Annotated in this window: 11 protein-coding genes and 1 riboswitch; of the genes, 2 read left to right on the top strand and 9 right to left on the bottom strand. The window is 57.2% G+C overall.

The features are described from left to right. Position 1 precedes the first annotated feature (1 nt). Entirely contained in the window at positions 2 to 1,219 is a 1,218-nt protein-coding gene (locus tag AEP_RS01550) for a hypothetical protein (RefSeq protein ID WP_087493761.1), read from the top strand. A gap of 96 nt (positions 1,220 to 1,315) precedes the next feature. Then, positions 1,316 to 1,400, top strand: a riboswitch (cyclic di-GMP riboswitch). Positions 1,401 to 1,467: 67 nt separating this feature from the next. Further along, positions 1,468 to 3,663: a S53 family peptidase gene (locus tag AEP_RS01545; protein WP_157673004.1), complete on the top strand. Its 2,196-nt coding sequence runs from the start codon at positions 1,468 to 1,470 to the stop codon at positions 3,661 to 3,663. Positions 3,664 to 3,699: 36 nt separating this feature from the next. Here the strand turns inward: AEP_RS01545 and AEP_RS01540 are convergent, their stop codons facing one another. The 9 genes from AEP_RS01540 to AEP_RS01500 all read right to left on the bottom strand — a co-directional run bounded on the left by AEP_RS01540 (position 3,700) and on the right by AEP_RS01500 (position 12,385). Further along, positions 3,700 to 4,047 carry an L-rhamnose mutarotase gene (locus tag AEP_RS01540; protein ID WP_087493759.1) on the bottom strand — a complete coding sequence of 116 codons (348 nt, stop codon included), beginning with the start codon at positions 4,045 to 4,047 and terminating at the stop codon, positions 3,700 to 3,702. Further along, on the bottom strand, positions 4,044 to 4,820 hold the full coding sequence (locus AEP_RS01535) for an SDR family oxidoreductase (RefSeq protein WP_087493758.1): 777 nt from the start codon (positions 4,818 to 4,820) through the stop codon (positions 4,044 to 4,046). The genes AEP_RS01540 and AEP_RS01535 overlap by 4 nt, the downstream gene beginning before the upstream one ends. Before the next feature lie 25 nt (positions 4,821 to 4,845). After that, positions 4,846 to 5,730, bottom strand: a complete 885-nt coding sequence (locus AEP_RS01530; RefSeq protein ID WP_087493757.1) for an amidohydrolase family protein — start codon at positions 5,728 to 5,730, stop codon at positions 4,846 to 4,848. Then, entirely contained in the window at positions 5,727 to 7,019 is a 1,293-nt protein-coding gene (locus tag AEP_RS01525) for an L-fuconate dehydratase (protein WP_087493756.1), read from the bottom strand. The genes AEP_RS01530 and AEP_RS01525 overlap by 4 nt, the downstream gene beginning before the upstream one ends. A gap of 1 nt (position 7,020) precedes the next feature. Continuing rightward, complete coding sequence (locus AEP_RS01520; RefSeq protein ID WP_087493755.1) at positions 7,021 to 7,875, bottom strand: fumarylacetoacetate hydrolase family protein; 855 nt, start codon at positions 7,873 to 7,875, stop codon at positions 7,021 to 7,023. 127 nt (positions 7,876 to 8,002) lie between these two features. Beyond that, the gene (locus AEP_RS01515; RefSeq protein WP_087493754.1) at positions 8,003 to 8,947 is read right to left on the bottom strand and encodes an ABC transporter substrate-binding protein; all 945 of its coding nucleotides are present in this window, start codon (positions 8,945 to 8,947) and stop codon (positions 8,003 to 8,005) included. 90 nt (positions 8,948 to 9,037) lie between these two features. Further along, entirely contained in the window at positions 9,038 to 10,036 is a 999-nt protein-coding gene (locus AEP_RS01510) for an ABC transporter permease (RefSeq protein WP_087497132.1), read from the bottom strand. Positions 10,037 to 10,083: 47 nt separating this feature from the next. Beyond that, positions 10,084 to 11,643 (bottom strand): sugar ABC transporter ATP-binding protein, encoded by a 1,560-nt coding sequence (locus tag AEP_RS01505; RefSeq protein WP_442873347.1) that lies wholly within the window; start codon positions 11,641 to 11,643, stop codon positions 10,084 to 10,086. After that, positions 11,624 to 12,385, bottom strand: coding sequence for an SDR family oxidoreductase (locus tag AEP_RS01500; RefSeq protein ID WP_087493753.1), 762 nt, complete (start codon positions 12,383 to 12,385; stop codon positions 11,624 to 11,626). The genes AEP_RS01505 and AEP_RS01500 overlap by 20 nt, the downstream gene beginning before the upstream one ends. Positions 12,386 to 12,583 lie beyond the last annotated feature (198 nt).

Raw genomic sequence — 12,583 nt, 5'->3', positions numbered from 1 at the left:
CATGTCTGCCGCACAGCAAGCCGTTTCGCTTTTTGACGATCGCCCATTTTTCGAGAAGGCTCTGGCCCACGGTGTGCGCCACGGCCTGATCGGTCAAGACAAACTCGATGCAATTTGTGCCGATGCGCCCAAAGGCATGGTGCAGATCGCCCGATATTTCGGCACCGAGTTTTTGCGGCCTGAGCTGGAACTGGCCAAAGACCGCATAGTCAATCTGGTGAGCCTGCACCTGGCACACACCTCACAGGGCGACCTTCAAAAAGCGGCGGAGCTCCTGCGCGACAACAGCTTCCTGTCCCGTTCCAAAGCGGGCTCGGACATGTTGAAAGCGCTCATCACCATGCCGCAGACCACCCACTTCGGTATGAATGAACGCAGTGGCTTTCGCGACGAACACATTCCCCTGTTGGCCAAATGGAGCCTGCGCCCGCTGGCCGACTACCAGGCAGAGCTGGCCAGCCGCAGCCACGCGACGGCTGTGGTCGAAGCCGCCATCTGGATTGCAGGCCGGTTGGGAATGGATGCAGACGAACTGGAGGAAGCCGGTAAAGACGCTGAGGCCGTGATCCGGACCGCATTGCTTGCTATAGCCTGCAAACGCAGCACATTGCCGGACTGGGTTACCTTTGAAAAGATGATTCTTGCGCTGCGCAAGCGCTACCTGAACAAACCCGGCAAGCTGCCGCTGACGCTGCCTGCAGACCTGCCCTCCGAATGGCTTCCAGTGGTGGAGTCCGTGCGTGATTCCGTCTGGGAAGACTCCGCAAAATGGTTGGAGTCGGCCCTCCCTGCCCGCAAACTGTTTGACCAGACTCCCGCCTTCATGGGCCGCTATTTCTGGGTGGAAGACGCCATCAGCGAAGTGGAGCAATTTGATAGATCAGTCTCCAAAGCCTGGGCCAAAGCCACCGGTGGGAATGACGACGAGAGCTCGCTACTCACCCTTTTCCTGTGCATGGCCGCCGGCAGTGCAGCGAAAACCGTACTGACCGAAAAAGCGGCCTCCAACTTGGTGAAGAAGATTCGCAAATCAGGTCTGCAAACCGCCCTTCCCCTGCAATTCATCCAGGACCATGCACCTGCAGAACATCTGGAAGACTATGCGAGCCTGTGGACCAACTTCATCGAAGAAGCCTCCGGCACTTTGACCAGCGACCACGATTACACCTTCAATGACGCGGTAGCCTTGTTGCGCCGTGAATGCAACATCCAAAGCTGATCGCGTCAAGGCGGAGTTGAGGGATAAACACCCGCCAATATTTGCCAACTCCGCAAAAAAAGGTAAAATCACCAGATCGAGTGCTGCCTGCCCGGCAGTGCTTATGGGTAAACCCGTTGAAAGACGGGGACACAAAGCCACCGACCTACAGCAGCAATGCCATGGTAGCGGGGCCGCCAATGAGAACATGTTTACGCACGCATTCCATTGAACGTTGTGGCCCTCCCTTGTTTACCGGAGCAGTTGCCATGACGAGATTCGAAACCCAACGCAATTATCAAAACCAAAGCGTCCACATCAAGTGGTCATTGGCTGCAGTTTGCCTTTCTGCAATTGCAATGCTCAGCGCCTGTGGGGGCGGCTCCAATCCGGCCGATCAGGTGGCTTCAGGCACCGTCACCATGCAAATGGACGTGCCAACGCTGCCCAGCGCAGTTGCGGAGCAGGTAGCAACGCCTTTTTCTCAATCGGTGCCCAGCCCGGACTCAGAGCCCGTTTTCACGCCTATGGCGGCTGGAACGACTACCGCAACCTACACACCTGCGCAGATACGCGCTGCCTACAGCCTTCCTGATCTCCCTGCCAGTGGCACACCCGTGACCGCTGCAAAGGCCGCACAAATGGGTGCCGGACAGACCATCTACATCGTTAATGCGTACCACAACCCCAATGCGATTGCGGAGTTAGCTGCGTTCAACCAGAAATTCGCGCTACCCACATGCGCTACCAAAGTCATAGCACCCACCGCAGCATTACCGCTGGCTACAGCATCAACTACTGCCTGTGAATTCTCTGTGGTGTACAACACCGCCGCCGGTGGCATGACAGCGACAGCGCCTGCTTACAACTCCGGCTGGGCCACTGAAATTGCACTCGATGTGCAATGGGCGCATGCCACCGCCCCGCTCGCGCGCATTGTCTTGATCGAAGCGCCGGACGCCTCCCTCAACAGCTTGTTGGGCGCCATCAAACTGGCCAACTCCATGGGGCCCGGAATTGTTTCCATGAGCTTCGGCGCAGCGGAAGGCAATTGGACTGCGTCTGTGGACTCGGTATTCACCGCGCCCAAAATGACCTACCTCGCCGCGACGGGTGACTCCGGCATGGCTGTCTCCTGGCCTTCCGTGTCCCCGAATGTATTGGCCGTAGGCGGGACCACATTGAGCTACAGCGGCACAGGCCCACGGTCAGAAGTGAGCTGGTCCGGCACCGGGGGCGGCATCAGCGCCTATTCCGCCACGCCCGGCTACCAATCGAATGCCGTCCCGGGCATGGGATTTACCAGCCGTCGCGTTGTCGCAGATGTGGCGTTCAACGCGGACCCGGCCACTGGCCAATACACTGCCGTGATGACGCCTGGTAGCTCCACGGTGAACTGGTTGAGTGTGGGTGGCACCAGTCTGTCGACACCCCAATGGGCCGGACTGATTGCCATTGCCAACGCGAGCCGCGCGCAGGCATCCAAAGCGGCACTAGGCCTCCCTCACACTGCCCTTTACAGCCAACTCGCCACTGTGCCCGGCACCTACGCGAGCACTTTCGCCGACATTACCCGGGGCAGCCATGGAACCTGCAGCACATGTGCATCGAAGGTGGGATACGACCAGCTTACCGGCCTCGGGACACCCAATGCCACCAGCTTGGTGAACAACCTCACTGGGACCAACGCCAGCGCTGCGCCGGTCGTACCTTCGGTAGTCGTTAGCGGAACGGTAGGTACTGCGCTTTCGTTCACCGTATCGGTGAATGCATCCAACCCCGTAAGCTGGACCCTGAGTGGCGGACCAGCAGGCATGACCATTAGCAACGCGGGTGTTGTCACCTGGCCTACGCCGTTGGTAGGCACATACAGCCCCGTCATCACAGCGAAGGACACTGCGACTGGTTTGACCGGCCAAGGCACCTACAGCGTAACGATTGCAAGCGCCAAAGCGCCTACCCTGACAGCAACAAGCGTGATCGGGCGCCCCGGCGTTGCCCTATCCTTTGCAGCGACTGCCGTGTCCAGCAACCCGGTGACCTACGCCATTAGCGGCAACCCTGCGGGTATGACCATCAACACCACAGGCGTGGTGACCTGGGCGTCGCCCGCGCTGGGGACTTACTCCGTCACGGTATCAGCCAAAGACACCAAAACCGGGCTGACCGGCACAGCCGTCTACTCCGTCAAAATAGCCAATGCAGGCCCGGTAATCACCGCGGCGGCCATCAATGGCACCGTGGGTAAGGCCCTAAGCAGCAGCATCAACATCAGTGATGCCAGTGCTACATCCTTCCGGATCTCCATTTCAGGAGTTCCACTGGGTATGACATTCTCATTGAGTGGCATGAACGTCATCGCGAGCTGGGCCAAGCCTGTTGCCGGAATCTACAGCCTCAAAGTAGTAGTCACCAACAACAACGGTCTGAGCAGCCAGGCGACAGTTCCGGTCACTATCAAATAAGGATTGTCAATCTTCGGCTATCCAATCGCGGAGTCGCTATCGAAGCTGAAAGATCCGGCGCATGGGTACCCACTTCTGGCCCTCCGGGGTCCAAGGGGTGGGCGCCTGGAATGTCCACATCAGCGTTTCCCACCGGACAATGGCTTCATCGTCCAGCGAGGCCTGAGCCATTCCAGCCTCTGAATACACATTGGGGTCGACTTCCATGACCATGAACATGCGTGTTCCGAGCCGGTAGATTTCCATAGCCAGCACGCCTTGCGCCAACAAGTGCTCGCGTACTTCGGGCCAAATGGATTCATGGGCTTTTTCGTATGCTGCAATCTTGGCTTCATCGTCCACCAAATCCAAAGCCAAGGCGTAGCGCTGGGTGTTCACATTCATGACAATGCCCGGTCCAAGTGGGTATAGCCGCCATCCACAAACACCCATTGGCCCGTCGTATGTGAGGATGCATCCGACAACAGGAACACGCACATGCGCGCCATTTCCTCGGATGTCGTCATGCGTTGACCCAAAGGAATCTTTGCCGTGATGCCGGCAAGCTTCTCCCCAGGATTCTCAAAACTGTTGATCCAACGTTCGTAGAGGGGGGTCATCACCTCCGCGGGGATCAACGCATTGACGCGCACCCCATCGTTCAACAAAGCTGCCGCCCACTCTCGCGTCAAGGACAGTTGCCCACCCTTGGAAGCACAGTAACCGCTGGTATTTCCCTGCCCTGTCAAGGCTGTTTTGGATGACACATTCACGATGGCACCTTTGCTTGCCTTCAGGTGCGGAACGCAGTAATGCGCCATCACATAGTAGTGAATCAGATTACGTTCAAGGGAAGCAACGAATTCGTCACGACCGGCTTCCAGACCGACACTGTCATTGATGCCGGCGTTGTTAACCAAGCCGTCCAAGCGGCCGAAGCGCTGTATGACCTGCTCAACGCCCCGGCCACAGGCAGCCTCATCCGATAACTCAAGCTGAAAAAACATGTAGCCAGTGGCACTCGCTTTGAGTTGCGCCTCGAACTCGGGAGAGAGAGCGCTTTTGCCGAACACGACTGGAATCGCGCCTTCATGCGCCAGCGTCAGGGATATAGCTGCACCGATTCCACTGCCTCCGCCGGTCACGATGAACACTTTGTCTTTCAGATGCAGGTCCATTTTCTTCCTTCAAATTCGAAGCTTCTCATGCTTCCGAATGCACATTCAAACCGTAACAGCGAATCGCATTGCCCGACCAGAATGCTTCCTGCTCGGCCATAGTGAGCCGGGTTTTGGCCCACTTCTGCACCAAACCTTGCACGACGTCATAAGGTGCAGCGAGTTGACACACCGGCCAGTCAGAACCGAACATCAAACGATGGGGCCCGAAAGCCTCCAGCGCTTGATCAAAACAGGTCCACATGATCTTGCTGTCGGTCGGGCTGATGCCCTTACCGGACTTCCAATCAGTTTCCGTGACGAGCCCTGATAACTTGCAGACCACATGCGGCAGGGTAGCGAGACTGCGCATGCTGCTCAACCATCGTGAAGGGACTTCGGGGTTGGCTATCCAGTCCCTGATAGCCGGCTTTCCAAGGTGATCCAACACCAGCCAATGACCATCGTGTTTCGCACAAAAGGATGCAACACCGGGCATCTGATGATCGAAAACCAGCACGTCATAGACCAGGCCTGCATGTTGCACAGCCCGCAGACCCTTCGAATTTGCCGGATTGTTGAGCCAGGCATTGACGTCGGCCTCGTCCTGCAAGATGTGGCGGATGCCACGCATCGCGGGATGCGCGGTCCAGCGTTCCAAATGTGCCTCAAGATCCGGCGCCGCCAGATCTGCCCACCCCACCACACCCAAAACTTCAGGGTGGTTATCAGCGACCTTAAGCAAAAAGTCGGTCTCATCCACCAGGGTGCGTGCTTGGACGGCCACCACACCGTCGACACCTGCGACGCGCATTGCATCCTCGCAATCAACAGGCATGCAGTCCCTCTGCAAATCCGGCATGGCGTCGTTGATCCAAGGGAACTCCGCAGGCCGGTAACGCCAATAGTGCTGATGCGTGTCGATCTTCATGCTGCCGCCATGCGGGGCTTGTAGGTGTAATGAAGGAGTGACTCCGCCTTCATCTCGATGGAGAAACCAGGCGCCTTGGGTGGCATGTAGGCCGCGTTCTCGATCACACAGGGTTCGAGGAAATGCTCATGCAAATGGTCCACAAACTCGATCACCCGCCCTTCCCGTGTACCGGCAATGCACAGGTAATCAATCATGGACAGGTGCTGCACATACTCACACAACCCGACTCCGCCGGCGTGCGGGCAGACCGGCAAGTTGTACTTGGCAGCCATCAACATGACCGCCAGAATTTCATTCACGCCACCCAATCGGCAGGAATCAATTTGCACCACATCGATGGCACCTCGCATGATCAGCTGCTTGAAGATGATGCGGTTCTGACACATCTCGCCGGTGGCCACTTTCACGGGGTGTACACCCTCACGAATGACGCGGTGCCCCTCAATGTCGTCCGGGCTGGTGGGCTCCTCAATGAACCATGGCTTGGCAAAGGCCAGCTCACGTACCCATTCCACCGCCTGATTCACCTCCCACACCTGGTTGGCGTCAATCATTAAATGCCGCTCGGGCCCCAGCACCTCGCGAGCGATGCGCAGGCGACGGATATCGTCCGCCTTGTCGCGACCGACCTTGAGCTTGATGTGGTTGAAGCCCGCATCGGTAGCCTCTTTGCACAGGCGGCGCAGCTTGTCGTCGTCATAACCCAGCCAGCCTGCCGAGGTGGTGTAACAGGGATAGCCCTCACGTCGCAATGTTTCCATGCGCTCTGCTTTCCCCACAGCACGCTCTCTCAACAAGGCCAGCGCCTCCTCTGGCGTAACGCAGTCAGTGATGTAGCGGAAGTCAATCAGCTTGACCAGTTCTTCAGGGCTCATGCGCGCCACCAGCTCCCAAACCGGCACACCTTCGAGCTTGGCCCACAAGTCCCAAACCGCATTCACGACTGCACCAGTCGCCAGGTGAATGGCCCCCTTGTCCGGGCCAATCCAGCGCAGCTGGCTGTCAGAGGTGATGGTGCGCCAGAAGCGCCCCATGTCGGCAGCTACCCAATCCATGTCCAGTCCAACCACCAGATGCCGCATGGCCTCGATCGCAGCACAGCAGATCTCATTGCCGCGCCCGATGGTGAACGTCAAGCCGTGACCCTCCACGCCCGGACGGTCGGTTTCAAGGATCACGTAGGCTGCGGAATAGTCCGGATCCGGGTTCATCGCATCCGAGCCATCCAAATGTTGGGACGTAGGAAAGCGCACGTCCACGACGCGCATGCCGGTGACTTGGGTCATATCAGGCCTGTTTGGTTATCTGTGTTTGGCTTCCCAGGCCCTCGATGCCCAGGTGAATGGTTTGACCTGCACGCAGGTAAACCGGAGGTTTCTGCCCCATGCCGACGCCGGGTGGGGTACCTGTAGAAATCACGTCGCCGGGTTGCAAGCTCATGAATCGACTGAGATACGAGATGAGGAACTTCACGCCGTACACCATCGTGGACGTGCTTCCGTTTTGGTAACGCTTGCCATCCACGTCCAGCCACATGGACAAAGCCTGTGGATCGGGTATCTCATCTGCGGTCACCAGCCAGGGGCCCGTGGGACCGAAGGTATCGCAACCCTTGCCCTTGTCCCAGGTACCACTGCGGTCGAGCTGGTACTCGCGCTCAGACACATCGTTCACTACGCAATAGCCAGCAACATGGGACATTGCAGCAGATTCGTCAATGTACCGGCCGCCTTTGCCGATGACCACGCCGAGCTCCACTTCCCAGTCGGTCTTCACGGATCCACGGGGAATCTCCACCGCATCATCCGGCCCGACGATGGCGCTCGTCCATTTGTTGAACACTACAGGCTCCGGTGGAACCTGCATGCCACTCTCCGCCGCGTGATCGGAATAGTTCAACCCGATGCAAATGAACTTGCCTACGTTACCCACACAGGCACCGAGGCGCAAATCTTTCTGGGGGATTCCATCTACCAAAGGCAGACCTTCAACGACTACGCCACGCAGACGGGCAAGGCTTTCAGGCAGCAAGGCAGCACCGCCGACATCGGTAATGTGTGCGGACAGATCGCGCACCCGGCCTTGGGCATCCAACACACCGGGCTTTTCCTGGCCTGGCAATCCGTAGCGTACTAGTTTCACAGTTCTTCCTTTTCAGTCAACAAAATTCAGGGCACCCGCGGAAGTGGCTTTGCCAGACCGCCGGGTACGCCCCCTTCCCGCTGCTTGCGAGAGAGGGGGGAGCGGCAAAGCCGCTCAGGGGGTGATTTCAGTCGTAAAGAACGGCCGCGATCTTGGCGTCCTTCATGTTGGTTTTGTCGTAGTAGTAGAAACCGGTGTCGATGATCTTGGGCAACTTCTCACCCTTGAGCGCCTTCACAGCTGCTTCTACCGTCTTGTAGCCGATACCCACGGGGTTCTGGGTGATCGCGCCGGCAATGGTGCCGTCGTTGATCATGTCCTTCTGGGCTTTGCCTGAATCAAAACCGATGATGACTACACCAGTTTTCTTGGCTTCTTTCAGGCCCTTGCCGGCGCCGATCGCGGAGCCTTCATTGGTGCCGAAGATACCCTTGAGCTTGGGATAGGCTTGGGTCAGCGTCTTGGCAATTTCAGCCGACTTCAAGTGGTCACCACCGCCGTACTGGATATCCACCACCTTAATCTTGGGGTACTTGGCCTTGATCCGGTCCACAAAACCGTCGCGGCGACCGGTACCGGTGGTGCTGGTCTGGTCGTGCCCGATAACTGCCACTTCACCTTCGCCACCGATTTTTTCAGCCATCTTGTCAGCCGCCAAAGCCGCTGCAGCCTTGCTGTCAGTTTGCGCAGTCGTCACCACAATGTCGCTGTCCACACCCGAGTCAAAAGCAATGACCGGAATCTTGGCAGCCTGAGCCTTTTTCAGCAGGGGAATGGCGGCCTTGCTATCCAGTGCAGCAAAGCCGATAGCCTTGGGATTTTTGGCCAATGCAGCGGAGAGCATGTCGATCTGCTTGTCCACTTGCTGCTCGGTCTCCGGGCCCTCAAAAGTTACCTTGACTTTGTAGTCTTTGGCAGCCTGGTCAGCACCTTGCTTCACGGCTTGCCAGAACTGGTGCTGGAAGCCTTTGGAGATCAAGGGAATATAGATTTCCTGTGCGGTAGCGAAGCTGGAAAAGCCAGCCAGTGCGAGGCCGGCGGTCAGTGCCAGCAATTGACGTTTTGCATTCATGGTTTGTCTCCTGATGGATAGGTTTACTGCTTTCAACGGAATCACGAAAAACTCAAACAGGGTGTTGGCGTAATCGGCGGCCTGGTCTCCTTATTTCTTGTTGCGGCGCAGGTTGTCGGTGTAGACCGCGAGAATGATGATGAGACCTGTCAACACCATCTGCCACTCCTGGGCAACCGACATGATGCGCAGACCATTGATAAGAACACTCATGATGAAGGCGCCAATGATGGTGCCCAGAATCGTGCCCACCCCACCGCTGAGCGACGTGCCGCCGATCACCACTGCGGCAATCGCATCCAGCTCATAACCCTGCCCCAAAGCGGGCTGCGCAGAGTTCAATCGCGAGGCAATCAACAAACCGGAAATGCCGCAGATGCCGCCTGCAAAGGTGTAGATGATGACCTTCCAGCGGTCCACATTCACGCCGGATAAGCGCACGGCCTCTTCGTTGCTGCCCAGTGCAAAGGTGTAGCGCCCCAAGGCAGTTTTGTTCAGCACAATGGCACACACCACCGCCACGATGAACATGATCAACACACCGTTGGGAATGGGCAGTGAGGGAATCAGCTCGCCGATCAGTGAGCCCAGCGCGATCTGGTCAAAGCCTTCCACATCACTGAAGTAGATCGGACGGGTATTCGTGATGATCAGTGAAACGCCTTTGAGCAACATCATCATGCCCAGGGTCGCAATAAAGGGAGGTACTTTCAGTTTGGTAATGGCAAGTCCCGACAGGGCGCCGCAAACACACCCCATACCAATTGCCAGCGCAATGCCCAGCGGCATCGGCAAGCCCAGGTTCACCATAAATACCCCCGCCATCACAGCGCAGAAGGTCATCAGCACACCGACCGACAGGTCGATCCCTGAGGTGATGATGATGAAGGTACTTGCGATCGCCAGAACTCCGATCACGGTGGTCGATTGCAAAATACCGATGATGTTGTCCTGCGTCATGAAGGCGTCGGGCTTGAGCACGGTGAATACCAGAATCAGTGCAATCAGGCTGGCGAAGGCCAGCAGTTTCTGCTTGGCCTGCCCTCCTCCCGCGCGAACCGGTTCTGTAGAGTCTTTCTTGGCATTCATATCGCTGTTCTGTCCCATTCGAAATAAGTCTGATCCATGGTTGACACTCAAGTCGCCATGGTTTCCCTCCGCGTGGCGAGTTCCATCAGGTTTTCCTGAGTGGCTTCATCGCCGCGCACTTCACCGGTAATCCGTCCTTCGCACATCACCAGGATGCGGTGGCTCAGCAGCAGCACCTCCGGCAACTCGCTGGAGATCACCACAATCGCCCGCCCTTGTGCGGCCAAATCATTCAGTAACTTGTAGATTTCGCTTTTGGCCCCCACATCGATACCGCGTGTGGGCTCATCAAAAATCAGTACTTCACAGTCCTGCACCAGCCATTTCGCGATCACCACCTTCTGTTGGTTACCGCCGGACAGCAACTTGGACATCTGGTGAATGGAGGGCGTCTTGATGCGCAGCTTGTCCACCATCGTGCGGGAAACATCGGCGATGGCACTCTGGTTCAAGAAAACGCCCCAACGTAACCAGCGTGACAGACTAGGCAGAGTAATGTTGGCCGCTACGTCCATGCCGGTAGCCAAACCGAAATGCTTGCGGTCCTCCGACAAGTAGCCAATCCCTGCATTCACCGCATCTTTCGGTGAACGCAATAGGACTGGCTTGCCGGCGACACGTACTTCCCCCGAATCCACGGGGTCCGCACCGAATACGGCACGTGCCACTTCGGTACGACCTGCACCCATCAGCCCGGCAAAGCCCAGAATCTCGCCACGGCGTACGCGAAAACTCACATCCCGGATGGCGCGACCGCGGTTGAGCGCCAGCACTTCCAACAGCACCTCATTGGCAGAGGTATCAGGTATGTGCTTGTCCGATTGCTCCAGCTGGCGCCCCACCATCATCGCTATCACTTGAGACATGGGTGTATTTGCAGGTACGGTGTCGATGTAACTTCCGTCCCGCATCACGGTGATGCGGTCTGCAATGCGCTGAATCTCGTCCATCTTGTGCGAGATGTAGACGATGCCAACACCTTCGCTCTTGAGCTGGCGGATGATGCGGAACAGCTCTTCAATCTCCGCATTGTTCAAGGCGGCGGTCGGCTCATCCATGATGAGCACACGCGATTTGAAAGAGAGTGCTTTCGCAATTTCCACCATCTGCTGTTTGGCCACCGTGAGGTCCCCAATCCGGGTCGATGGCTCCATGCGCAGATTCAGGCGCGCAAACAATGCATGCGTATCCTCGTTGAGTTTGGCCTCGTCCAGCAACCAACCTCCCGCCTTGCGCGGCTCACGCCCGAGAAAGATGTTTTGTGCCGCCGTCAAATGCGGCATCAGATGCAGCTCCTGGTGAATGATGCCGATGGCCAGCGACTGCGCGTGGGCTGGACTGTGAATGTCCACCGCCTTTCCATCCACCAGCACTTCACCGTCATCTTTCTGGTAAACGCCCGCCAGAATCTTCATCAGGGTCGATTTACCCGCGCCGTTCTCGCCCATCAGGGCATGCACTTCACCGCCCAACAGATCAAAGCGCACACGGTCAAGTGCCTTCACTCCAGGGAATGACTTGCTGAGTTGACGAACCTCGATCAGTGGCGCCGTCGACATGGTGGAGTTGCTCATCATGTACCCGGCGTCAGATCGTGACACCACCATCCACCAGCATCGTTTGCCCCGTCACGAAACGCGATTCATCACTTGCAAGGTAGACCACCATGGGCGCGATATCTTCCACCAGCGCCAGACGACCCATGGGTTGGCGGGCAATGAAGTCCTTTTCCGCCTGCACAGGGTCTGCTGCAGAGGCAATGCGCCCCCGCAAAGAAGGTGTGTCTACCGTGCCGGGGCACAAGGCATTGGCACGCAGGCCTGCCTTTACGTAGTCTGCCGCAAGGGATTTGGTCAAACCGATCACTGCGGCCTTGGTGGCTCCATACGCACAACGATTGGCAAAGCCTTTAATGCTGGACGCCATGGATGCCATGTTGATGATGGACACACTGCCCTGCTCGGCAGCGGCCTTGGCCAGCATGCCCGGCAGGAATGCCCGCGTCATCCGGAACATGCTTTTCACATTCAAGTCGAAGCTCAAGTCCCAGTCTGCTTCGGTGCAGTCCAACACCGATCCGTTGGCCACCATTCCGGCGCAATTGAACAAGGCATCCAATGCAGGCATGCTTGCTGCCAGTGCAGAAACGGCTTCGTTGCTCCGCACATCCAACACCGAAGTACGAATGGATGGATGCTCAGCAGCCAGCGTCTCCAGAAAAGCTGCATTGATATCGGTAGCGATGACATGGGCACCTTCCCGCGCACAGGCCAGCGCACTGGCACGACCTATGCCCTGTGCAGCCGCCGTGATCAACACCGTTTTACCTTCCAACCTGCCTACACCCATGGATGACACCCCGTTTGCTTAAATTCAAATATGAATAAATAATTCACCGATGAAGAAACTGTAATTCGAAAGTAAAAACCTGCGCTCAGTACTTTCCCTAGATTTATGAAGACAGTTGACACGTGCACCCTGCATTGAAAATACAGCGGCGAGTTGACATGCAATTGGTGCGATAACGACAAGACCACGAAAACAGAG

The organism is Curvibacter sp. AEP1-3 (genome assembly GCF_002163715.1).
Taxonomy (GTDB): Bacteria; Pseudomonadota; Gammaproteobacteria; order Burkholderiales; family Burkholderiaceae_C; genus Allorhodoferax.
Note: the sequence above shows the minus strand (reverse complement) of the source record. Positions and strands in the feature narration are given on the sequence as shown.

What these genes read in the sequence shown, in the direction of transcription:
- AEP_RS01550 (WP_087493761.1), top strand. Translation starts at nt 2, where the DNA reads ATGTCTGCCGCACAGCAAGCCGTTTCGCTTTTTGACGATCGCCCATTT.
- AEP_RS01545 (WP_157673004.1), top strand. Translation starts at nt 1,468, where the DNA reads ATGACGAGATTCGAAACCCAACGCAATTATCAAAACCAAAGCGTCCAC.
- AEP_RS01540 (WP_087493759.1), bottom strand. Translation starts at nt 4,047, where the DNA reads ATGAATGTGAACACCCAGCGCTACGCCTTGGCTTTGGATTTGGTGGAC.
- AEP_RS01535 (WP_087493758.1), bottom strand. Translation starts at nt 4,820, where the DNA reads ATGGACCTGCATCTGAAAGACAAAGTGTTCATCGTGACCGGCGGAGGC.
- AEP_RS01530 (WP_087493757.1), bottom strand. Translation starts at nt 5,730, where the DNA reads ATGAAGATCGACACGCATCAGCACTATTGGCGTTACCGGCCTGCGGAG.
- AEP_RS01525 (WP_087493756.1), bottom strand. Translation starts at nt 7,019, where the DNA reads ATGACCCAAGTCACCGGCATGCGCGTCGTGGACGTGCGCTTTCCTACG.
- AEP_RS01515 (WP_087493754.1), bottom strand. Translation starts at nt 8,947, where the DNA reads ATGAATGCAAAACGTCAATTGCTGGCACTGACCGCCGGCCTCGCACTG.
- AEP_RS01510 (WP_087497132.1), bottom strand. Translation starts at nt 10,036, where the DNA reads ATGAATGCCAAGAAAGACTCTACAGAACCGGTTCGCGCGGGAGGAGGG.
- AEP_RS01505 (WP_442873347.1), bottom strand. Translation starts at nt 11,643, where the DNA reads ATGGTGGTGTCACGATCTGACGCCGGGTACATGATGAGCAACTCCACC.
- AEP_RS01500 (WP_087493753.1), bottom strand. Translation starts at nt 12,385, where the DNA reads ATGGGTGTAGGCAGGTTGGAAGGTAAAACGGTGTTGATCACGGCGGCT.